At 72.9% G+C, this 20,445-nt stretch carries 25 protein-coding genes; 13 read left to right on the top strand and 12 right to left on the bottom strand.

The annotated features are described in order from the left end of the window. Positions 1–11 precede the first annotated feature (11 nt). Both AB0K03_RS17735 and AB0K03_RS17730 read right to left on the bottom strand, forming a co-directional pair. Positions 12–431 carry an organic hydroperoxide resistance protein gene (locus tag AB0K03_RS17735; RefSeq protein ID WP_364685694.1) on the bottom strand — a complete coding sequence of 140 codons (420 nt, stop codon included), beginning with the start codon at positions 429–431 and terminating at the stop codon, positions 12–14. 14 nt (positions 432–445) lie between these two features. Then, positions 446–871, bottom strand: a complete 426-nt coding sequence (locus tag AB0K03_RS17730; RefSeq protein ID WP_364685691.1) for a MarR family transcriptional regulator — start codon at positions 869–871, stop codon at positions 446–448. A gap of 74 nt (positions 872–945) precedes the next feature. On the opposite strand from AB0K03_RS17730, the gene AB0K03_RS17725 reads away from it, so the two are divergent. Next, the gene (locus AB0K03_RS17725; RefSeq protein ID WP_364685688.1) at positions 946–1,434 is read left to right on the top strand and encodes a GNAT family protein; all 489 of its coding nucleotides are present in this window, start codon (positions 946–948) and stop codon (positions 1,432–1,434) included. Here the strand turns inward: AB0K03_RS17725 and AB0K03_RS17720 are convergent. Continuing rightward, a complete protein-coding gene (locus tag AB0K03_RS17720; protein WP_364685685.1) occupies positions 1,416–2,213 on the bottom strand; it encodes an endonuclease/exonuclease/phosphatase family protein in 798 nt (265 codons plus the stop codon). The two genes, AB0K03_RS17725 and AB0K03_RS17720, sit on opposite strands and share 19 nt — an antisense overlap. A 142-nt stretch (positions 2,214–2,355) precedes the next feature. Here AB0K03_RS17720 and AB0K03_RS17715 point away from each other — a divergent pair, with 142 nt between their 5' ends. Further along, entirely contained in the window at positions 2,356–3,126 is a 771-nt protein-coding gene (locus AB0K03_RS17715) for a TSUP family transporter (RefSeq protein WP_364685682.1), read from the top strand. A gap of 22 nt (positions 3,127–3,148) precedes the next feature. Next, on the top strand, positions 3,149–3,616 hold the full coding sequence (locus AB0K03_RS17710) for a heme-degrading domain-containing protein (protein ID WP_364685679.1): 468 nt from the start codon (positions 3,149–3,151) through the stop codon (positions 3,614–3,616). Here AB0K03_RS17710 and AB0K03_RS17705 read toward each other — a convergent pair. Further along, positions 3,601–4,281 carry a Clp protease N-terminal domain-containing protein gene (locus AB0K03_RS17705; RefSeq protein WP_364685676.1) on the bottom strand — a complete coding sequence of 227 codons (681 nt, stop codon included), beginning with the start codon at positions 4,279–4,281 and terminating at the stop codon, positions 3,601–3,603. The two genes, AB0K03_RS17710 and AB0K03_RS17705, sit on opposite strands and share 16 nt — an antisense overlap. A gap of 65 nt (positions 4,282–4,346) precedes the next feature. On the opposite strand from AB0K03_RS17705, the gene AB0K03_RS17700 reads away from it, so the two are divergent. Then, the gene (locus tag AB0K03_RS17700; protein WP_364685673.1) at positions 4,347–4,487 is read left to right on the top strand and encodes a hypothetical protein; all 141 of its coding nucleotides are present in this window, start codon (positions 4,347–4,349) and stop codon (positions 4,485–4,487) included. Continuing rightward, the gene (locus AB0K03_RS17695; RefSeq protein WP_364685670.1) at positions 4,484–5,335 is read left to right on the top strand and encodes an aldo/keto reductase; all 852 of its coding nucleotides are present in this window, start codon (positions 4,484–4,486) and stop codon (positions 5,333–5,335) included. Before AB0K03_RS17700 ends, AB0K03_RS17695 begins: the two co-directional genes overlap by 4 nt. Here AB0K03_RS17695 and AB0K03_RS17690 read toward each other — a convergent pair. Both AB0K03_RS17690 and AB0K03_RS17685 read right to left on the bottom strand, forming a co-directional pair. Beyond that, positions 5,332–5,688, bottom strand: coding sequence for a DUF6204 family protein (locus AB0K03_RS17690; protein WP_364685668.1), 357 nt, complete (start codon positions 5,686–5,688; stop codon positions 5,332–5,334). The genes AB0K03_RS17695 and AB0K03_RS17690 overlap by 4 nt on opposite strands. Before the next feature lie 41 nt (positions 5,689–5,729). Then, complete coding sequence (locus AB0K03_RS17685) at positions 5,730–7,397, bottom strand: sulfatase (protein WP_364685665.1); 1,668 nt, start codon at positions 7,395–7,397, stop codon at positions 5,730–5,732. Positions 7,398–7,608: 211 nt separating this feature from the next. Between AB0K03_RS17685 and AB0K03_RS17680 the strand changes: the two genes are divergently transcribed. Together AB0K03_RS17680 and AB0K03_RS17675 are read left to right on the top strand one after the other, a co-directional pair. After that, positions 7,609–8,016: a YciI family protein gene (locus AB0K03_RS17680; protein WP_364685662.1), complete on the top strand. Its 408-nt coding sequence runs from the start codon at positions 7,609–7,611 to the stop codon at positions 8,014–8,016. Between the two features lie 6 nt (positions 8,017–8,022). Beyond that, positions 8,023–9,189 carry a DUF6596 domain-containing protein gene (locus tag AB0K03_RS17675; protein ID WP_364685659.1) on the top strand — a complete coding sequence of 389 codons (1,167 nt, stop codon included), beginning with the start codon at positions 8,023–8,025 and terminating at the stop codon, positions 9,187–9,189. Here the strand turns inward: AB0K03_RS17675 and AB0K03_RS17670 are convergent. Continuing rightward, on the bottom strand, positions 9,158–9,547 hold the full coding sequence (locus AB0K03_RS17670; protein WP_364685656.1) for a nuclear transport factor 2 family protein: 390 nt from the start codon (positions 9,545–9,547) through the stop codon (positions 9,158–9,160). The two genes, AB0K03_RS17675 and AB0K03_RS17670, sit on opposite strands and share 32 nt — an antisense overlap. Positions 9,548–9,625: 78 nt before the next feature. Here AB0K03_RS17670 and AB0K03_RS17665 point away from each other — a divergent pair, with 78 nt between their 5' ends. Then, on the top strand, positions 9,626–10,567 hold the full coding sequence (locus AB0K03_RS17665; RefSeq protein ID WP_364685653.1) for a serine hydrolase domain-containing protein: 942 nt from the start codon (positions 9,626–9,628) through the stop codon (positions 10,565–10,567). Here the strand turns inward: AB0K03_RS17665 and AB0K03_RS17660 are convergent. After that, entirely contained in the window at positions 10,544–11,011 is a 468-nt protein-coding gene (locus tag AB0K03_RS17660; RefSeq protein ID WP_364685650.1) for a hypothetical protein, read from the bottom strand. The two genes, AB0K03_RS17665 and AB0K03_RS17660, sit on opposite strands and share 24 nt — an antisense overlap. Before the next feature lie 60 nt (positions 11,012–11,071). Between AB0K03_RS17660 and AB0K03_RS17655 the strand changes: the two genes are divergently transcribed. Next, on the top strand, positions 11,072–11,971 hold the full coding sequence (locus AB0K03_RS17655) for an aminoglycoside phosphotransferase family protein (RefSeq protein WP_364685647.1): 900 nt from the start codon (positions 11,072–11,074) through the stop codon (positions 11,969–11,971). 15 nt (positions 11,972–11,986) lie between these two features. Here AB0K03_RS17655 and AB0K03_RS17650 read toward each other — a convergent pair whose 3' ends face one another. Further along, a complete protein-coding gene (locus tag AB0K03_RS17650) occupies positions 11,987–12,448 on the bottom strand; it encodes an endonuclease domain-containing protein (protein WP_364685644.1) in 462 nt (153 codons plus the stop codon). Between the two features lie 294 nt (positions 12,449–12,742). Between AB0K03_RS17650 and AB0K03_RS17645 the strand changes: the two genes are divergently transcribed. Both AB0K03_RS17645 and AB0K03_RS17640 read left to right on the top strand, forming a co-directional pair. After that, on the top strand, positions 12,743–14,341 hold the full coding sequence (locus AB0K03_RS17645; protein WP_364685641.1) for a methyl-accepting chemotaxis protein: 1,599 nt from the start codon (positions 12,743–12,745) through the stop codon (positions 14,339–14,341). Positions 14,342–14,389: 48 nt separating this feature from the next. After that, entirely contained in the window at positions 14,390–15,490 is a 1,101-nt protein-coding gene (locus tag AB0K03_RS17640) for a substrate-binding domain-containing protein (protein ID WP_364685638.1), read from the top strand. Between the two features lie 30 nt (positions 15,491–15,520). On the opposite strand, the gene AB0K03_RS17635 is transcribed toward AB0K03_RS17640, so the two are convergent. From AB0K03_RS17635 to AB0K03_RS17625, 3 genes are read right to left on the bottom strand one after another with little or no spacing between them, the layout of a single operon-like run. Further along, a complete protein-coding gene (locus AB0K03_RS17635) occupies positions 15,521–16,045 on the bottom strand; it encodes a DUF6817 domain-containing protein (protein WP_364685635.1) in 525 nt (174 codons plus the stop codon). Beyond that, entirely contained in the window at positions 16,042–16,956 is a 915-nt protein-coding gene (locus AB0K03_RS17630) for a virginiamycin B lyase (RefSeq protein ID WP_364686128.1), read from the bottom strand. The genes AB0K03_RS17635 and AB0K03_RS17630 overlap by 4 nt, the downstream gene beginning before the upstream one ends. After that, a complete protein-coding gene (locus AB0K03_RS17625) occupies positions 16,931–17,836 on the bottom strand; it encodes a dihydrodipicolinate synthase family protein (protein ID WP_364685632.1) in 906 nt (301 codons plus the stop codon). Before AB0K03_RS17625 ends, AB0K03_RS17630 begins: the two co-directional genes overlap by 26 nt. Positions 17,837–17,906: 70 nt before the next feature. On the opposite strand from AB0K03_RS17625, the gene AB0K03_RS17620 reads away from it, so the two are divergent. Both AB0K03_RS17620 and AB0K03_RS17615 read left to right on the top strand, forming a co-directional pair. Next, on the top strand, positions 17,907–18,872 hold the full coding sequence (locus AB0K03_RS17620) for a LysR substrate-binding domain-containing protein (protein WP_364685629.1): 966 nt from the start codon (positions 17,907–17,909) through the stop codon (positions 18,870–18,872). Then, positions 18,869–20,323, top strand: coding sequence for a protein adenylyltransferase SelO (locus tag AB0K03_RS17615; RefSeq protein ID WP_364685626.1), 1,455 nt, complete (start codon positions 18,869–18,871; stop codon positions 20,321–20,323). The genes AB0K03_RS17620 and AB0K03_RS17615 overlap by 4 nt, the downstream gene beginning before the upstream one ends. The last annotated feature ends 122 nt before the right edge of the window (positions 20,324–20,445 follow it).

Here is a 20,445-nt window from a genome sequence, read left to right as displayed (position 1 = left end):
AGGAGGTCCTTTCAGGCCAGGGTGAGGGTGACGTCGACGTTGCCGCGGGTGGCGCTGCTGTAGGGGCAGACCTGGTGGGCGGCGTCGAGGAGCTGGCGGGCGGTGGTCTCGTCGAGGCCGGGGAGTTCGGCTTCGATGGTGACGCTGAGGCCGTACGCGCCGGTGCCGTTCGGGCCGATGCCGACGTCGACGGTGATGGCGGTGTCGGTGAGCTGGATCTTCTGCTTGCTGGCGACGATCTTGAGGGCGCTGTGGAAGCAGGCGGCGTAGCCGGCGGCGAAGAGCTGTTCGGGGTTGGTGAGGTGCCCGCCGGGGCCGCCCATCTCCTTGGGGACGGCGAGGTCGAGGTCGAGGACGCCGTCGCTGGAGCGGGTGTGTCCGCTGCGGCCGTCTCCGGTGGCGGTGGCGGAGGCGGTGTAGATGGCTGGCATGTCGTGTGTCCCCTTCAGTGGGCTGCGCCGCGGATGCGGCTGAGCAGGGTGTGCAGGGTGGCGAAGTCCTCGGCGCTCAGGTCGAGGGCGCAGGCCAGGCGTTGCGGCAGGTCGGCGACCTGGTGTTGCAGCTCGGAGCCTTTGTCGGTGGGGGTGATCCAGACGACGCGTTCGTCGTCGGTGCCGCGGGTGCGGTGGATGATTCCCTGGTTCTCGAGCCGTTTGAGCAGGGGTGAGAGCGTGCCGCTGTCGAGCTGGAGGGCGGCGCCGAGGTCGCGGACGGTGACGCGGCCGCGGTGCCAGATGACGCGCAGGGCGGCGTACTGGGGGTACGTGAGGCCGAGGGCGTCGAGGGCGGGCCGGTAGAGGCTGGTCATGGCCCGGGAGGCGGCGTAGAGCTCGAAGCAGATCATCTGCTCCAGGCCGGTGCTCTCTTGCATGCCCGGAACGGTAGTCCGCAATTGAGTTGTGCACAACCGAAGTGAGGCGACGGCCACACCTCTAGGATCTGAACATGATCACTTTCGTACCCCTGCCGCTGCCGGCTCTGCGTGCGCTGATCGCCGGCGACCTCCCGGCCGCGAGCGCCGCGGCCGGGCACCCGCTGAGCGAGTGGATGCTGGGTGAGCGGTGGCTCTGGGAGATCCGGGTACGCGACATCGAGGCGAATCCGGCGGCGGAGGAGTGGATCGCCCGGGCGGCCGTGGTCGACGGGCAGGTCATCGGCGCCGGGGGCTTCCACGGGCCACCGGACGACGAGGGCGTCGTGGAAGTCGGCTACTCGGTGGACCCGGCGTACCGGAGGAAGGGTTTCGCGAGGGCGATGCTCGCCGAGCTGATCCGCCGCGCCGAGGGTGACCCGCGGGTGCGCCGCGTGCGGGCGAGCATCCGGCCGGACAACGCGGCGTCACTGGCCACGATCGCGCCGTTCGGCTTCGAGAAGGTCGGCGAGCAGTGGGACGAGGTGGACGGCTTGGAGACGGTCTACGAACGGCCGGCCTGATCGGGGTCCAGGTGCACGACCAGCGGGCGGTGGTCGGAGACGGAAACGGCCGGGGTGCGAACCTGCACGACGCGCCCGAGCGGGCCGGCGCCGCGCGGGTCGGCGAGGATGTGGTCGAGCTGCGCGCGTGGCGCCGGGCTGGGGTACGTCGGGCGCCGGGCGAGGCTGCGCCAGCCGGTGAAGGCGCGTACCGGACCGCCGGGCATGTTGAGGTCGCCGAGCAGGATGCGCGGCGCCGGCAGCGCGCGCAGGGCACGGACGGCCGCGCGCAGCTGGCGGACGTTCCAGCCGGGGACGAAGGACAGGTGGGTGGTGGCGACGGTCATCGGCCCGGCGGGCGCGTCGACGACGCCGGCGATCATGACGCGGGGTTCGTCCTTGAGCAGCATGAGGCCGCCGCCGGGGCCGGGCGCCCAGACCGGTGAGCGTACGGGTGCGGCGGGCAGCTGGGTGATCTGCCAGCGCAGCACCGGGTAGCGGCTGACCAGGGCGATGCCGTACAGGGGGTGGGCGTTGTCGTCCTCGGAGCGCCAGGGGTGCCAGGTCTCCCCCGGTGTGCCGGCGACCGCCGCGGCGAAGCGGTGGGCGGGTGCGCCCAGGGCGTCGGCCGCGATGGCGGTCAGGTCGAGGTGCCCGCTGCGGGGCTGGGCGCGGTCGACCTCCTGCAGGCCGAGCACGTCGGCGTCGAGGTCGGCGACCGCGTCGGCGATCCGTCCGGCGTGTACGGTGCCGTCGGACAGGGAGCGGCCGTGCAGCAGGTTGAAGGTTGCCAGGCGCACGGGTGTAGAGCCTAACCGGCGGTGCGGAGGTGCGCGGGTGGTCGTCAAGGCGCTGTGTTGCGCGATGAGCGTGTTCCTGCTCGTCGGGACGGCGGGGATCTGGGTGCGGCGGCGCCGGAGCCGGTAGCCATGCTTGTCAGCTGTGGATGGACTTTCGGTCGTTACCTTGCTGGGGGCGGCGACGGCGGCGGGCTGGGTGGACGCGGTCGTCGGCGGGGGCGGGCTGCTGCTGTTGCCGGCGCTGCTGATCGCGGCTCCGGGGCTGCCGCTTGCCACGGCGCTGGGTACGAACAAGCTGGCGGCGGTGGCGGGCACGAGCACGGCGGCGGTGACGTACGCGCGGCGTACGAAGCTGGACTGGTGGGTGGCGGGCCCGGCGGCGGGGATGGCCGTGGTGGTCTCCGGGCTGGGCGCGTTGCTGGCGGGGCGGGTGCCGGCGGGCGCGTACCGGCCGGTGGTGCTGGGTGTGCTGGTGGCGGTGGCGTTGTTCGTGACGCTGCGCCCGGCGATGGGTCTGGTGGCCGATCCGTTCAAGCGCACCCGGGGCCGGGTGGCCGCGGTGGTGGCGCTGGCCGGTGGGGTGATCGCCGCGTACGACGGGCTGATCGGCCCGGGCACCGGGACATTCCGGGTGCTGGCGTTCACGACGGTGGTGGGTGCGGACTTCGTGCACGGCTCGGCGATGGCGAAGATCGTCAACACGGGTACGAACCTGGGGGCGTTGGCCGTGTTCGGTGCGACCGGTCACGTGCACTGGCTGCTGGGCGCGGGCATGGCGGTGTGCAACATCGCCGGCGCGGTGCTGGGCGCGCGGATGGCGTTGCGCCGGGGCTCGGGTTTCGTCCGGGTGGTGCTGCTGGTCGTGGTGCTGGCCCTGATCGTGAAGTTGGGCGTCGACCAGTACCGGGCCTGAGGCGGTGCGCGAGGATGGGCGCATGAGCGACGACGATCTCATCGCCCGGCTCGAGGAGCAGGAGCGGCGGCTGACCTTCACCCGGTTCACGAACGCGGACGCGTGGCAGCTCGGCAGCCTGCTGGTGGACCTGGCCACCGGCAGGGAGCTGCCGGTGGCCGTCGACATCCGCCGGGGCACGCAGCAGCTGTTCCACGCCGCCCTGCCGGGCAGCACGGCCGACAACGACCATTGGATCGCCCGCAAGGTACGGGTGGTGGAACGCTTCGCGGCCTCGTCGTACCTGGTGGGGCGCCGGCTCGCGGCGAAGGGTGACACGCTGGACGCCAAGTACGGGGTGGACCCGGCCGGCTACGCGGCCCACGGCGGCGCTTTCCCCGTACGCGTGGACGGGGTGGGTGTGGTCGGGGTGGTGACCGTGTCGGGGCTGCCGCAGGCCGACGACCACGCGCTGGTGGTCGAGGCGATCGAGACCTACCTGGCGGACTGAGCCGCGCTCTCCACGGCGGCCTTGTCGATGCCGAGGCCGGCCAGCACACCGCCGGGCGGCTCCTCCTCGATGAGGGCGAGCAGGATGTGCTCGGTGCCCACGGTGTCGTCACCCAGGCGCAGCGCCTCGCGGAAGGTCAGCTCCAGGACCTTGCGCGAGCGCGCGTCGAACGGGATCAGCTCGGGCATGTCTGCGCCCGGCGCCTCGGGTAGCGAGGCCATGGCGGCCTGCCGGACCCGGGCGAAGTCGCCGAGCGCGGCGTGCGCGGTGGCGTCGGGCACGTCGAGCAGCCCCAGCAGCAGGTGCTCGGGGCGGATCTCGGGGTGCCGGGTGGCGCGCGCCGCGGTCATCGAGCCGGTGACGGTGGTCCGGGCGTTGGGGCTGAAGCGGCTGAAGCCCTGCGACGGGTCGAGGTCGGCCTTGGGCACGAACCGTTTCTGGGCGGCCTGCTTGCTGACGCCCATGCTGCGGCCGATGTCGGTCCAGGAGGCACCGGAGCGGCGGGCCTGGTCGACGAAGTGGCCGATGAGGTGGTCGGCGAGGTCGCCCAGGTGGTCGGCGAGCAGGACGGCGTCCGACAGCCGTTCCAGCGGGGCGTCGGGCCGGTTGGCGGTGATGCTGTGGATGAGGTCGTCGAGCCGCACGGGCGGCGAGGTCTGCGTCATGCCGTCAACTCTAGGTTGACGGTCGGGTCGCGTCAACCACCGGTTGACGCGTAGGGTGATCCGCCATGGCCTCGGACCCGGTACGTCACATCACCATCGACGCCCACGACCCCTGGCGGCGCACCGCCGAGGGGCTCGGCTGGGCCACCGGCAACGAGTTCTGCGTCGAGCGCAGCGCCGCCGAACGCGGCCTGGCCCAACCGTGAGCGGCACCGCGGTGCTGGGCGACCGTACGGTGCACCGCCTCGGCTTCGGCTCCATGCGCATCACCGCGAACCCGGACCGCGACCTCGCGATCCGGGTGCTGCGCCGCGCCGTCGAGCTGGGCGTCGACCACATCGACACCGCCGCGTTCTACGTCTCCCCCGGCGGCACGCTGGGCGTCGGCACCGGCGAGAAGCGCTACGCCACCGAGCTCATCCGCGCCGCGCTCAGCCCGTACCCGCAGAACCTGGTCATCGCCACCAAGGTCGGCGCCGCCGCCGGCGACCGGCCGGCCACCGCGGCCGAGCTGCGCACCCGGGTCGAGGACAACCTGCGGCGCCTCGGCGTCGACACCCTCGACGTGGTGAACCTGCGGCTGCGCGACCGCGGCGCGGCGCTGGGCGAGCAGTTCACCGCCCTGGCGGACCTGCGCCGCGAGGGCCTGATCCGGCACCTGGGCATCTCCAACGTACGGCCGCACCACCTCGACGAGGCCCAGGCGATCGCGCCGGTCGCGTGCGTGCAGAACGAGTACGGCTTCGACCTGCGCGACGCCGACGGCACGGCCCTGCTGCACGAATGTGCCCGGCGCGGCATCGCGTTCGTGCCGTACTTCTCCCTGGCCGGGTCCGGCCGCGAACAGGGAGCGACCGGCGGCCCGGGCGGCGCCGCGCTGCGCGCGGCCGCGGCCGCGCACGGCGTCACCGAGCACCAGATCCGGCTGGCGTGGATCCTGCACCGGGGTCCGCACGTGCTCGCGATCCCCGGCACCGGCAACGTCGAGCACCTGGAGCAGAACATGGCCGCGGGCAAGCTGCGGCTCACCGGCGCCGAGCTGGCTGCCCTCTAGCCGTTGCGGGCGGCCTCGCGCCGGCCGCGGCTGCCCAGCGGCGTCTGCGACAGGTCCACCGCCTGCGCGCTCAGGTTCTTGAAGCCGTAGCCGCGCGAGGCGCACCACTGCTCGGCGGCCGCCTGCGCCCGGGCCGTCACCGCGGGGATGTCGCCCTCCCCGGCCACCGTCTCGGTGTAGCGGAAGGTGAAGAACGGGCGCGCGGCGATGTCGTAGGTCATCGTGCCCTCGGCGGTGAACGCGGCGAACGCCACGTCGTGCCGGTCCGCGGCGGCGAGCAGCTCGGCGCGCTGGGCGCCGGTGAGGGCGTCGAAGGCGCCGCGGACGGTGACCCGGATGGTGCGAGACGTCATGCGGCAGACCGTAGACCCCGCACCGCCCGGCGACACCCCATTTACCGGGGCGGGGACAGCGGCCGCGGGGCCGTCGCCGCGGCGAACGTGGTGAGGAACTTGTCGCGGAACTGGTCCATGCGCCACACCGGGGCCTGCGGTTCCGGGCGCAGCCCGTCGGTCCAGCCCCACGAGGCCACGCGGTCCAGCACCGCCGGGTCGTGCGCGACGACGGTCACCGGCACGTCGCGGCCGGCCTTGTCGCCGACCACCACCGGCGCGGGCTGATGGTCGCCGAGGAACACCAGCACCAGGTCGTCCGTGCCGTACGTGCGCACCCACGACACCAGGCTGTCGATCGAGTACGTGATCGACTGGGCGTACGCCGCGCGTACCCGTACCGGGTCCTTCCAGACCTGCGCGGCGCTCTGCCCCCGCGCGTGCTGGGCGGCGTACATGGAGCCGTCGCCGAGCTCGTCCCAGCCGACCAGCGAGGGCAGCGGCGCCCACGGGGTGTGGCTGGACACGAAGGTCAGCTCCGCCATGAGCGGCGCACGGCCGGGCCGGGCGTACTCGGCGTCGGTGAACGACTTGAGCGCGAACTGGTCCGGAACCGGCCCCCACCCGAACACCGGCCCGTGATAGCCCAGCGTGCGCGAGTCGTACAGCTTGTCGTAGCCGTAGAACTGCGCCTCGGGCCACGCGTACGTGACCCCCGGCTCGACCGCGACGGTCTGCCACGCGCCGGCCTTCTTGAAAGCCCCGGTCAGGGTGAGCCGGTCGCCGGAGACCAGGCTGCGGTAACGCTGCTCGTTGTCGATCCACACCCCGGACTGGAACGTGGAGTGCGCCAGCCAGCTGCCCCCGCCCGCGGTCGGCGAGGTGAGGAAACCGCTGCGGGCGGCGTAGCCGGCGTCGCGCAACTGCCTGGTGCCCGTGTCCAGCGCCGCGCGGACCGTCGTGTCCAGCGCCGGGTCCTCGATCGCCGAGCGGCCGTAGCTCTCGATGAAGGCGAACACCACGTCCTTGCCGCGCAGCCCGCCGAGCAGCTGCTCCGGCGCGGTGCCGCGGAACGCGTCGGCGGCGACCTCGGCGGTGAAGGTCCGCTTGTCGCGGATCGCCGCGGGAACGGTCAGGACGCTGTCGCGGGCCAGCGCGACCGCGCTGTCGGAGGCGACGTACACCCCGGGCACCAGCGACGTGCCCAGCACGGCCAGGACCAGCCACGCCACGGCGGCGACCCCGACGGACACGCGAGCCGGCCGCCGGTGCCGGGCCGCGACGGCGGCCAGACGCCGCACCGCGAGGACCATGACCACAGGTACGGACACAGCAAGGGCGATCGCCCCCACGAGCGCCCCCACCGCCGCCGCGCCACCCGCCGAGCCCTCGACGAACCGGTAGCCGTCGGCGAACAGCGGCCAGTCCAGCACCGGGTCGAACGGGCGCGACAGCACGGCGAAGAACCCGACGTCGACCACCTTGACGACGGTCAGCACCCCGAGCAGCGCGCCGAGCACCCCGGCGGTGACCACCCGCGCCCGCGCCGGCAGCGCCAGCAGGACGGCGGCGACGGCCAGCGCCTCCAGCGGTACGCGCAGCAGCGTCGCCCACGGCGACGCCCCGGGCGGCAGCCGGGTGACCTGGTCGGGCACGACCAGTGCCAGGAAGACCACGGAAGCGGCAAGGCCGGTGGCGATCCACCCGGCGGCGCGGCGCGGACGAGACACCCTGAACGATCCTTTGTTTTCTGCGACGGAAGGCAGCAGCCTACCCCTACCTGCTGCACACGCCCCGAACGCGCAAGCGGTTCAGACCCGGTGTGCCCGGTCCGGTCCGGCCCCGGAAAAAATCTTGCGCCGCCATGTCGAGAACGGACCCGCTGCTGCGTCCCCGCTGCGAACACGGCGAGAATGGCCGTACCGCACCGAGGAGCTCACCATGGCCAAGTACCTGTTGCTCAAGCACTACCGCGGCGCGCCGGCGCCGGTCAACGACGTACCCATGGACAAGTGGACCCCCGAGGAGGTCTCGGCCCACATCCAGTTCATGCAGGACTTCGCCGCCCGGCTGGAGAGCACCGGCGAGTTCGTCGACGGCCAGGCGCTGTCGCCGGAGGGCACCTTCGTGCGCTACGACGGCGAGGGCCGCCCGCCGGTCACCGACGGCCCGTTCGCCGAGACCAAGGACCTCATCGCCGGCTGGATGATCATCGACGTCGAGACGTACGAGCGGGCCCTCGACCTGGCCGGCGAGCTGTCCGCGGCCCCCGGCGCCGGCGGCAAGCCGATCCACGAGTGGCTGGAAGTGCGCCCCTTCCTGACCGAGCCGCCGACCATCACGGAGTGACCCACCGTGGATGAGGCGCTGCTGCGCACGCTCACCCCCGCCGTCATCGGCGTCCTCGTCCGCCGCGGAGCCGACTTCGCGGCGGCCGAGGACGCGGTGCAGGACGCCCTGGTCGAGGCGCTGCGCGCGTGGCCGCACGAGCAGCCCCGCGACCCCCAGGGCTGGCTGGTCACCGCCGCCTGGCGCAAATTCCTCGACGCCACCCGCGCGGACAGCTCCCGCCGCCGGCGCGAGATCCGCGCCGACGCCGAGCCGCCACCCGGTCCCGGCGAAGCGGTCGACGACACCCTGCAGCTGTACTTCCTGTGCGCCCATCCGTCCCTGACCCCGTCGTCGGCCGTCGCGCTCACCCTGCGCGCGGTCGGCGGCCTCACCACCCGCCAGATCGCGCAGGCGTACCTCGTACCCGAGGCCACCATGGCCCAGCGGATCAGCCGGGCCAAACGCACCGTCTCCGACGTCCGCTTCACCCGGCCCGGCGACGTCGCCACCGTGCTGCGCGTGTTCTACCTGGTCTTCAACGAGGGCTACTCCGGCGACGTCGACCTGGCCGAGGAGGCGATCCGGCTGACCCGCCAGCTCGCGGCGCGCATCGACCACGAGGAGGTCGCCGGCCTGCTCGCCCTCATGCTGCTGCACCACGCCCGGCGTACGGCCCGCACCGGCCCCGCCGGCCGGCTCATCCCCCTGGCCGAGCAGGACCGCAGCCGGTGGGACACCCGCATGATCGCCGAAGGCGTCGACATCCTGCAGAGCGCCCTGGCGCGCGACCGGCTCGGCGAGTTCCAGGCCCAGGCGGCCATCGCGGCGCTGCACGCCGACGCCCGCACCGCCGGGGAGACCGACTGGGTCCAGATCGTCGAGTGGTACGACGAACTGGTCCGCCTCACCGGCAGCCCGGTGGCCCGCCTCAACCGCGCCGTCGCCATCGGCGAGGCCGACGGCCCCCGGGCGGGACTGGCCGCCCTGGCCGAACTCGACCCGGCCCTGCCCCGGTACGCGGCGGTCGCGGCGTACCTGCGCGAACGCGACGGTGACCCGGCCCGGGCGGCGCAGCTCTATGCGCAGGCGGCCCGGGCGGCGCACAGCGCGGCCGAACGCGACCACCTCACCCGCCAGGCCGCCCGCCTCAACGCGACGATCACGGACGCAGGGGCGCACGCCGCGGAATGACCTTACGGACGGCGATCCGCCACCCGCCCGCCTCCCTGCGTACGACATCCTCGTAGACGACGCTGCCCGCACGCCCGTCGGCGTAGATCCCGATCCCTTTCGACCGCACCCGCACCACGCCGTCCGCGTCCTCGCTCACGCAGACGTTCGTGACGTGATGACCGACGGGGTTCGCGTCCCCGACCGCGCGGCTGGCCTCGGTGATCGCGGCGTACCCGCGCAGTTCACCGAGGCCGAACGCGGACACGTCGTAGACGACGTCGGCGCTGAACAGCTCGCTCATCCGCTCGAACTCACCGTCGTCCATCAGGTGGCCGTGCAGCGACATCAGCTCGTGCACGGCAAGCCTGTCCTCCACCGACAACGCCATCCCGACCCCCGGTCCCGTGACCTAATCGATTGCCCGGTGGCGATCCTGCCGGATACAACGTGCGGCATGGCGCTCGGACTGCGTGACAGCACTGCGGCTCTGATCCAGCAGGCCGGCTTCGGCGCCGACGAGCCGCTGGTGGTCGGCGTGCGGCAGCGCGGCGAGCCGCCGGTCTTCCTGACCCGCGGGCTGAGCGCCGACACGGTGCTCTACACCGCGTCGCTGTCCAAACAGGTCACCGCCGCCTGCGCAGCGCTGCTCGTCCAGCGGGCACGGCTGGACACCTCGTCCACGCTGGCGCAGTGGATGCCTGAGCTGCCGGCATGGGCGCACGGCATCACCGTGCGCCACCTGATCCATCACACCAGCGGCCTGCCCGAGGGCGTCGACTTCGACGATCTCGACCGGGCCGGGCTCGACCGCACCACCGCCGGCGTCATCGAGGCGCTCACCCGCCACGACCGGCTGGACGGCACGCCGGGAACGGCATTCCGCTACTGCAACGCCGGGTACGTCTGCCTGGCCGTCGTCGTGGAACGCGCGGCGGGCCGGCCGTTGCCCGCCTTCGCCGACGACAACGTGTTCCGGCCGCTCGGGATGTCCGCCACGCGCTACTGGGCCGGCCCTGCGCCGCACCCGCCCGGCGCGGCGCCGACCCCCGCACAGTGTCCGGCCGCGCTGTCGCTCGGCGACGGGGGCATGTGGTCCACGGCCCCGGACCTGATCCGCTGGAACGACGCGCTGGAGCGCGACGAGCTCGGCGTGTCCGAACTCCTGCAGACGCCCGGGCGCCTCGACGACGGCACCCCGCTCGACTACGCGTGGGGTCTCGGCGTCCGCGAGCATGCCGGACGCCGGATCCACCGCCATGGCGGCCGCTGGGCCGGGGTCTGCACGCAGCTGGTCCGCGTCGCCGGCGAGGGGTCGAGCTTCGTGGTCATCGCGCTGGACGACGACGAGGACCGTACGGAACGCCTGGCCACCTCACTCCTGACGGCCGGTGAGTAGCCGCTCTAGCCGCTCCGCGCCGGCGCGGATCAGCCGCCCGTACGCGTCATCGCCCAGCGCCCCCATCCCGGCTTGCGCCAGCTGAAGATGCTCGCGGGCCCGGCCGAGATCGCCGAGCTTGCGGTAGCACTCGCCCAGGTTGAGATGCAGCGACGGGTACAGACCGGCCAGCGGCAGCATCACCCCGGCCTGCGCGACACGGTCGTCCGTGAGACGGTCGGCGGCGGCCAGGGCGCGCTGGTCCCAGAGCAGCTCCTCGCCGACGTCGGCCTGCACGTCGGCCATGGCGTGCGCCAGGACGCAGACGTGCAGCGGATCGCCGGTCTCTCCGCCGATGTCGGTCCAGACCTGCTCGAACAAGCGGCGGGCGGCGTCGCGACGGCCTGCACCGTGGTGCAGCTGCACCCCGTCGTTGATCCGGGCCAGGGTAGGGTCGGTGACCAAGAGATCCACCCCTCCGTCCGTTCACGGTCAGGCTAGCGAAGCCACGTACGGTGGCGAGCCATGACGAAGTCCGAGGCAACCGAGGATCTGGTCCGCGACCTGTTGCGCGAGCAGCATCCGGACCTGGCCGGGCTGTCCCTGCGCGAGGTGGCGGGCGGTTGGGGTAACCAGATGTGGCGCCTCGGCGACGACCTGGCCGTCCGCCTGCAACGGATGGACCCGAGCCCCGACCTGCAGCTCAAGGAACGCCGCTGGCTGCCGACGCTCGCCCCCCGCCTGCCGCTGCCGATCCCCACCCCGGTACGCAGCGGTACGCCCTCCGCGCGCTTCCCCAAGCTGTGGACGGTCATGACCTGGGTCCACGGCGAGCCCCTGGACCACGCCACCATCACCCGCGGCGACCACGCGGCCGACGCGCTGGCGGCGTTCCTCACCGCGCTGCACGTACAGGCGCCCGCCGACGCGCCGCCCGCCACCGACTTCGGCACCCACCCCAAGGACTCCCGGGGCGGCTTCGAGCACTTCCTGGCCGCGGTGGACCTGGCCGGCTCCGGCTTCGCCGGGGACGACGTCCGGGCCGTGTGGGACGACGCGGCGGCCACCTCCGCATGGCCAGGACCACCGGTATGGGTCCACGGCGACCTGCACCCCGCGAACGTCGTCGTCGCCGACGGCACCCTGGCGGGCATCGTCGACTTCGGCGCGCTCTTCGCCGGCGACCCGGCGTGGGACCTCGGGGCCGCCTGGCTGCTGCTGCCCGAGGGAGGCGCCGCACGGTTCTTCGACGCCTACGCCCGGGCGGACGAGGCGACGATCCGGCGGGCGCGCGGGCTGGCCGCCCTGAAGTGCCTGTTCCTGATGCTGATGGGCCAGAACGGCGACCGAGGCCTGCCCGGCGGCAAACCGCACTGGGGACCCGCGGGCCGCGAGGCACTCCATCGCGTCCTGAAAGGCCTCTGACAGACCGGTTCCTGGTCAGCCTGATGGTTCCGGGTCTCCCGGGGACGTGTGCCGTTGCAGGTAGGCCCGTACCGCGTCCAGCAGGGAAGGATTCTCCTCCACTGCCCAGGTGACCAGGTTGCACCGGTGGCACAGCAGCTGCCGAACCACGCCGCTGCGATGGTCGTGGTCGACCGCAAGTCGCCGCGGGGCGCCGCCACGGCCCCGCGCGGTCTCGGCCTTGCGGCAGATCGCGCACAAACCCTGCTGATCAGCGAGCATCCGGTCGTATTCCGCGGGGGTCAGCTGGTACTTCTCGCGAAGCACCTGCGCATGCGAAACCTTGTCACCGTCTTTGGCGGCATACCGCGCACGCTTGTAGTTGCTGATACAGGTCTTGCAGGGACGGCGCGGTTTCGTGGTGTGCAGCTGGTCGTAGAACGCGTCACGGGGTTTCGTCTCGCCGCACTTCGCGCAGAACACCAGCTCATCAGGCATAACTACACCATACAGCTAGTGTGTTGTAATCACATAACTGTCATTATGGTGTGTGTCTGTTATGTCCGGTTCCAGGATTAATGGATTACCGGTATTAGCAATCCAGTAATTGCCCCGCAGGTCTGCGGCTGAGAGCCGGGTCACTGACATTCAGCCGGGGTGCCCAGGCGGTCGATGGTATGGCGACGGGTGAGACGACGCGTCCAAGCGTTGTCGCGTCGCGGGCCGAGGAGGCAGCGGGTGGGGAAGGTGCGGGGGAACGGGAAACCGTCCGTGAAGGGGTCTCGCAGGCGGATGTCGCCGCTGAAGTGGCTGGCCGACCTGCCGGTGCTGCGCAAGCTTCTCGTCCTGGTCGCGGTGTGCTGCGCGATCAGCGCGGCGCTGCTCGGCGTCGGCGTGGCCGGGCTCGGGCAGGTCAACAGCAAGGCCGCCGAGTTGTACTCCCGCAACCTGCAGCCCTCCGCGCATCTCTCCGCGATCAACTCCGCGGCGCTCAAGGTGCAGAACGACCTGGCGAACCTCGCGCTGTCGAACGGCCCGGTCGCCGCCAAGTCGTTCAGCGACGACATCGCGGCCACCGACAAGCGTCTCGACCAGGAAGTCGCGGCCTACCGGTCCACGGTGCGGACCGCGGACCAGCGCGCCCGCCTCGACAAGTTCGAGATCTGGTGGGGCGCGTACCGCAATGTCCGCGATCACCGGCTGATGCCGCTGATCGCCGGCAAGCAGACCGCCGACTTCCAGCAGGCGTACCTCGGCGACGGTCAGATCATCAGCGACAACGCGATGACGGCGCTCGCCGAGCTGCAGGCCTACGAGCAGACCAGCGGTCAGCAGGCCGCCGCGTCCGCCGACAACACCTACCACACCGCCCGGACCCTGATGATCATCGCGCTGGTGGCCGGCCTGGTGGTGGCGTTCCTGCTCAGCCGGCTGATGGCCGCCATGATCGCCAAGCCGATCCAGCGGATCCGCGCCGTCCTGGCCGCCGTCGCCGCCGGCGACCTGACCGCCCAGGTCACGATCGACTCGCGCGACGAGGTCGGGCAGATGGCGCGGGACCTGGCCGTGGCCAACGCCCGTACCCGCGACGCCGTTCACGCGCTCAGCGAGAACGCGTCCTCGCTGGCCGCCGCGACCGAAGAACTGATCGCGATCGGCACCCAGATCGGCGACAGCGCCGTCGACGCCAACCGGCGCGCCGGGATCGTCGCCGGATCCGCCGCGCAGGTCAGCTCGCACGTCGGCTCGGTCGCCGCCGGTACCGAGGAGATGGGCATCTCGATCGAGGAGATCTCCCGCAGCTCGACCCAGGCGGCCACCGTGGCTGCCGAGGCGGCCACCGCCGCCGCGGCGGCGACCACGACGATCGGCAAGCTCGGCGCGTCGTCCACCGAGATCGGCGCGGTCGTCGACGTGATCACCGCGATCGCCGAGCAGACCAACCTGCTCGCGCTCAACGCCACCATCGAGGCCGCGCGCGCCGGTGAGTACGGCAAGGGCTTCGCCGTCGTCGCCGCGGAGGTCAAGGACCTCGCGCAGGAGACCGCGAAGGCCACCGAGGACATCAACCGGCGCGTCAAGACCATCCAGGGCGACACCGACGCCGCGGTGGCCAGCATCGACCGGATCAGTGCCGTGATCGCGCAGGTCAGCGACCTACAGGGCACGATCGCCGCGGCGATCGAGGAACAGGCCGCCACGACGGAGGAGATCAGCCGCAGCATCTCGCAGGCCGCCGTGGGTTCCAGCGAGATCGCCGAGACTGTCGGCGGTGTCGCCACCGCCACCGAGACCACCCAGGAAGGCGTCGGCAGCACCGTGCAGGCGGTGCAGGACCTGGCCCGCATGGCCACCGAGATGCACACCGTCGTCTCGCAGTTCCGCAGCTGAACCGCCGTGCCGACCACCAGCCCGAATCGATCGAAAGCGGAGTTCCCGATGCGTCTGCTCACCACCGCCGCCGCGCGCCTGGCCGGCCTGGGGCTGACCGTGTCCCTCGCCCTCGCCGGCTGCGGCCTCACCGGCAGTTCGGAAGCGGCCACCTCCCTGCAGGCCAGCGGGCCGCAGGCCCGGGTGGCGCTGCTGCTGCCCGAGATGGCCGCCAGCCGGTACGAAGCCGCGGATCAGCCGTACTTCGCGCAGAAGCTCAAGGAGCTGTGCCCCGGCTGCACGGTCGACTACCGCAACGCCGCCCAGGACGCGGCCAAGCAGCTGGAGCAGGCCAAGGACGCCCTCGACAAGGGCGCCGAGGTGCTCGTGCTCACCCCGGTGGACAGCGTCGCGGCCGGTCAGATCGTCACCCTGGCCAAGACCAAGAACGTGCCGGTCATCTCGTACGACCGGCTCGTGCTGGGCGTCCCCGTCGACTACTACATCTCCTTCGACAACGCCAAGGTCGGCAGCCTGCAGGCCAAGGCGCTGCTCGACGCGCTGGGCGCCGGGGCCGGCTCCGGCAAGATCCTGTGGATCAACGGCTCGCCGACCGACAACAACGCGACGCTGTTCAAGCAGGGCGCCCACGCCGGCCTGGACGGCAAGGTGAGCGTCGCCGGCGAGTACGACACCATCGACTGGAACCCGGACAACGCCAAGGCGTGGACCACCAGGGCCCTCGCCGCGCTGCGCGGCCAGAAGATCATCGGCGTGTACGCGGCCAACGACGGCACCGCCGGCGGGGCCATCGCCGCGATGCAGGCGGCCGGGCTCGGCAACGTCCCGGTCACCGGGCAGGACGCCGAGACCGGCGCCCTGCAGCGCATCCTCGCCGGCCAGCAGTACATGACCGTGTACAAGGCGATCCGGCCCGAAGCCGAGAAGGCCGCCGAGCTCGCCAACGACCTGCTGCGCGGGCAACGCCCCCAGGCACCGGCCACCGTCGACAACAAGGCGGGCCAGGTCCCGTCGTTCCTGCTCGACCCGGTGGCGGTCACCCGCGACAACATCGCCACCACGGTCATCAAGGACGGGTTCGTGACGCCCGGTTCGCTGTGCGCGGGCCAGTACGCCACCGCCTGCAAGGCCGCAGGCATCGGCGGCTGACCCGCCGCCCCGTCCGGAAGGCCCGATCGGTCAGGCGAGGCGGTCGAGCTCCTCTACCAATGCCGGGGATGCGACGGCACGCCACGAGGCGAAGACGGTGCGGAAGTAGGACCCGTGGCGCTCGGCGATGCGCGGGTCCTGCTCACACACGTCGAGCTCGTTGACGATGCTCAGATCCGCGAACGCGGTGGTGTCCTCGTCGCCCAGCACGACCGGCTGCCCGCTCCACCGGTCCACCACCCGGCGGGTACGCCCGAACGCGTCCCAGGTCGCGGACCGGTCGCAGCCGCCGTACGTGTGGATCAGCGCCTCGGCGCGCGCGCCCACCAGCGCCCGCAACGGCCCCCGGTCGGCCGGGTCGCACAGCGTCAGGTCGAAGCCGTCGGTGCCGTACGCGGCGTGCGCCAGACCGGCGAGGCACACGTCGCGGCCGTGCCCGAGCGCGCCCAGCCGGTCGTGGACGCGGCCGAGGTGCGCGTACAGGGTGCCGCCCGGATGGTCGATCGTCTCGGCGCCGCGCTCACGCAGCCACGCCCTCACGTCGTCGGGGTTCATGGCTCCAGACGTACCAGCCGGCCGATCTCCAGCGCCACCCACACCGCGCCGTCCGCGGCGACCGTGAGCCCGTGCGGTTCCGACGCCGCCGTCGGCAGGTCGTACTCCGCGATCGCCGCGCCGGCGATGTCGCCGCTCGCCGCGCCGGCTCTGTCGCCGTTCGCCGAGCCCGCGCGGAGCCGGCCCACCCGGTTGGCGCCCCACTCGGTGAACCACAGGTCACCGCGACCGGCCGCCACGACGGCGTGCGGGCGCGCCGCCCGGTCCGGCAACGCCACCTCGGTGACGTGCCCGTCCGGCATGATCCGGCCCACCTGCCCGGCGCCGATCTCGACGAACCACACGGCCTCGCCGTCGGCGGCGATCCCGACGGGCGCGGCGCCGGCGGTGGGCAGCGCGTGCAGCCGCACGTCGCCGTCCACGGTGATCCGGCCGACCGCGTTCGCCTGGTTGAGCGTGAACCACAGCGCGCCGTCCGGCCCGGCCGTGATCGCCGAGGCGAACCCGCCGCTGACCGGCAGCGGGAAGTCGGTGATCACCCCGTCCGGGCTGATCCGCCCGATCCGGTCGGCGTTCATCTGCGTGAACCACAGCGCGCCGTCGGGCCCGGCGGTGATCCCGTACGGCCCGCAGCCGGCCGGCAGGGCGAACCGGGTCACCGCGCCACCGGCCGTGACCCGCCCGATGTGATCGTCGCGGGTGCACGTGAACCACAGCGCGCCGTCCGGCCCGGCCGTGATGAGCGCCGGCTGCGCCGCCGGCCCGCCGGCGTCCACCGTCGTCACGTCACCACCGGCATCGACCCGGGCGACGTGACCGCTGTGCGTCAAAGTCAGCCACAGCGCGCCGTCGGGCCCGGCGGTGATCCCGTACGGTCCGGCCCGCTCATCGGAAATGGTGATCTCGCGCATCCGCACGCCCCGACCCTGCCGTCACCGTGTCCCCGCCGCAACCGGATTGCGCCGCCAGCGCCGCGTCCAACGCCCGCGGCGACGCGTCGAGCAGCGGCAACCGTACGCGAGGGGTCGGGATCCGGCCGTGAGCGTGCAGCACGGCCTTGACCACCGCCGGGTTGGGCTCGGCGAACAAGGTGATCGACAGGGCCGCGAGCCGGTTGCCGATCTCCCGCGCCCGGGCGGCGTCGCCTCGCTTCCACGCCTCGGTGAGCTCCACGAACCGGTCCGTCCGCACGTGGGCGGAGGCGAGGATCCCGCCGTGCGCACCCATCGCCAGCAGGGGCGACAGGAACGCGTCGTCGCCACCGAGGATGGCGAAACCGGGCGGTGCATCGGCGAGCAGAGCCACCGTCTCGACGTCGATCGCCGCGGTCGCGAGCTTCACCCCGGCGACGTTGCCGATACCGGCGATCCGGCGAAGCGTCGCCGCCGACAGCGGCTGCCCGGTGCGGTACGGCACGTGGTAGACGATCAACGGGGCGGGGCTGCGGCGTGCCAGGTCGGTGAAGTAGGCGACGACACCGTTCTCGCCGGGCCGTACGAACGGCGGCACGAGGGCCAGCACCGCGGCTGCGTGTGCGGGCACCCGCTGCGGATCGCCGCCCACGATCAGCGGCGCGTCCCGCTCGCGGCAGACACGCGCCAGCACGCCGGCCACGTCACCGCGCTCGGCCTCGGTCAGCGAACCCGGCTCGCCTGTGGTGCCCAGCGCCACCAGGCCCCGCGCCCCGGCGCTCAGCACGTCGTGCGCCAGCGCCTCCAACGCATCGAGAGCGACCGCGCCCGCGCGGTCGAAGGGAGTGATCAGCGGCACGAAGACACCGGAGAACGTCATGCCTTCACCCTGGAACCCACCAACCATAAGGTCCAGTTCACATATGTACGGTGAACCGTAAGCTGAACTGATGCTCGACGTGCGCCGGCTCACCCTGCTCTGCGACCTCGACCGGCTCGGCACCATCGCAGCAGTCGCGCAGGCCCGCTCGTACACGCCGTCCGCGGTGTCGCAGCAACTGTCCGCCCTCGAACGCGAGGCCGGCACCGAGCTGCTCGAACGCTCCGGCCGGCGCGTCACGCTCACCGCCGCCGGGCACACGCTGGTGGCCCACGCCGAAGCGGTCCTGGCGGCCCTCGAACGCGCCACCGCGGCGCTGGCCCAGCTGTCCGCCGGGCTCACCGGCCCGCTGAGCATCGGCGCGTTCCCGACCGCGGCCCGTACGCTGCTGCCTGCTGCCCTCATCCGGCTGGGCCGTGACCACCCGGGCCTGGACCTGCGGGTCACCGAGCTCGACCCCGTCGCGGTCCCCCGGGCGCTGCGCGAGCGCCGCCTCGACGTCGGGCTCGTGCAGGACTACGACCTGGCACCCGCCGCGCCGGAACCCGGCCTGGACAGCACAGCCCTGCTCGACGAGACAGTGCACCTGGCCACCCCGGCCACGTCCCCGCGGACCACCGTCGAGCAGTGCCACGACGCCGCGTGGATCCTGCCGTCGCCCGGCACCCTCTGCCACACGGTCACGGTGCAGGTCTGCCGCGCGGCGGGCTTCGTACCCCGGGCCCGGCACTACGCCGACGACTTCGCCACGGTGCTGGCGCTGGTCGCCGCGGACCAGGGAGTGTCCCTGGTCCCGCAGCTCGCCGCCGGCCCGGTCGCCGCCGGCGCTTCGCCGGTCGTGGTCGACCGCACGTCGCCTCGGGGCGCCTCGCCGGCGGGCGGCGTACGCCTCAGCACGCTTCCGGCCCGGCGGCGCACGCGGATCGCGTACCGTCGCGGGGCGGGCGCCCACCCCGCGATCGCCGCGTTCGTCGCGGCGCTGCGCGACTCGGCCGCGGACCACCTACCGGCGGCCACCGGTACGGTCGACAGGTGAGCATCGCATCCCCCACGACCGTGGTCCTCGGCACCCGCTACGCCCGTGAGCTGCCCGAGATGGCCGTCGCCTGGCAGGCCGCCGAGCCGCCGGAGCCGCGCCTGCTGGTGCTCAACGACCGGCTGGCCACCGAGCTGGGCCTGGGCCCGGACTGGCTGCGCACGCCGGACGGGGTGGGGCTGCTGACCGGGACGAGGCTGCCGGCCGAGGCCGAGCCGGTCGCGCAGGCGTACGCCGGGCACCAGTTCGGCGGTTTCGTCCCCCGCCTCGGCGACGGTCGTGCGCTGCTGCTCGGCGAGCTGGCCGACGGCCGCCGTGATCTGCATCTGAAGGGCTCGGGACGCACGCCGTTCGCCCGCGGCGGCGACGGCCTCGCCGCGGTCGCTCCGATGCTGCGCGAGTACGTGATCAGCGAGGCCATGCACGCCCTCGGCATCCCGACGACCCGTTCGCTGGCCGTCGTCGCCACCGGCCGCCAGGTGCAGCGCGAAACCCCGCTGCCCGGCGCGGTCCTGGCCCGGGTCGCGGCGAGCCACCTGCGGGTCGGCAGCTTCCAGTACGCCCGCGCCACGGGTGACACCGGCCTGCTGTGCCGCCTCGCCGACCACGCGATCGGCCGCCACCACCCCCAGGCGGCGCAGGGGCAGCGGCCGTACCTCGCGCTGTTCGAGGCGGTCGTCGCCGCCCAGGCCGCCCTGGTGGCGCGGTGGATGCTCACCGGCTTCGTCCACGGCGTCATGAACACCGACAACATGACCATCTCCGGCGAGACCATCGACTACGGCCCGTGCGCGTTCCTGGAGGCCTTCGACCCGGCGACGGTCTACAGCTCCATCGACCACGCCGGCCGATACGCGTACGGCAACCAGCCGGTCGTCGCCGAATGGAACCTGGCGCGCCTCGCCGAATCCCTGCTCCCGCTGCTGCACGACGACCAGGAGCAGGCGGTCGAACTGGCCACCCAAGCCCTGAACGGATACCGCCCGCAGTACGCCCAGGCCTGGTCGCAGGGCCTGCTCACCAAACTGGGCCTCCCCGCGGACACCGACGATGCGACGGTGTCGCCGCTGGTCGACGAACTCCTGCCGAGCCTGCAGGAGAGCCGCGCCGACTTCACCACCTTCTTCCGCGCCCTGGCCGAAGCAGCCCGCGGCGACATCGACCCGGTCCGGCGACTGTTCCTGGACCCGGAAGCCATCGAGGCCTGGCTGACCCGCTGGCGAGCGCTGCGCCCGGACCCGGAGGCGATGGACCGGGTGAGCCCGCTGTACATCCCCCGCAACCACCTGGTCGAGGAGGCGCTGACCGCCGCGACCGAGGGCGACCTCGACCCGTTCTCCCGCCTGGTCGACGTCGTCCGGCAGCCGTTCACGCAGCGCCCGGGCCTGGAACGGTACGCAGCCCCAGCACCGCCGGACTTCGGCGCATACCGAACGTTCTGCGGCACGTAAGACGCCGACCGAGCGTTCGGCACGCGCCGGCCGCCCATTTCCCGTGGCCCGGCTCTGGTCGGCCGGGTCTCGCCGATGGGTCTCGCTGGCCGTCTCCGGCCGGCCGGGTCTCGTCGGCGCCG

The sequence above is a fragment of the Actinoplanes sp. NPDC049316 genome (genome assembly GCF_040677315.1).
Classification (GTDB): Bacteria; Actinomycetota; Actinomycetes; order Mycobacteriales; family Micromonosporaceae; genus Actinoplanes.
The sequence above is the reverse complement of the archived record's forward strand: the minus strand, read 5'-3'. Positions and strand labels throughout refer to the sequence as shown.